General features: G+C 57.1%; 1 protein-coding gene. It reads left to right on the top strand.

Translation table 11 applies throughout. The annotated features are described in order from the left end of the window. Positions 1–436: Calx-beta domain-containing protein (locus JUJ53_RS19520; protein WP_204153714.1), on the top strand; the 436-nt coding region annotated here is incomplete at both ends.

Here is a 436-nt window from a genome sequence, read left to right as displayed (position 1 = left end):
AGGTGCGGCTCTCCTTCACCAATTTCGACCGTAATGGCATCGCGGGCGATCGCGGTACGGCCAATTTGGTCATCCTCGACAACTCATCGGTTGAACCACCGCCAGGTCGGGTGCCTATCTACAACTTCTCATCTCAGAGCTATCAAGTGCGGGAGGGCGATCGCCGCCGCATTGTGGAAATTGTGCAGGTAGTGCGCTCCGGCAATACTGCCATCAGTTCGCAGGTTGATGTGCGGTTGAGGGGTCTCTCTGCTACAGCAGGCGATGACTTTGGGGCAGGCCCTGTGCAGGTGCAGTTTAGTGCTGGTGAAACGATCCAGGCAGTGCCGATTACCATCTTGGCGGATGACCTGGTGGAAGATGACGAAGAGGTGCGGCTCTCCTTCACCAATTTCGACCGTAATGGCATCGCGGGCGATCGCGGTACGGCCAATTT

This window comes from Leptolyngbya sp. CCY15150, from assembly GCF_016888135.1.
Taxonomy (GTDB): domain Bacteria; phylum Cyanobacteriota; class Cyanobacteriia; order RECH01; family RECH01; genus RECH01.
Note: the sequence above shows the minus strand (reverse complement) of the source record. Positions and strands in the feature narration are given on the sequence as shown.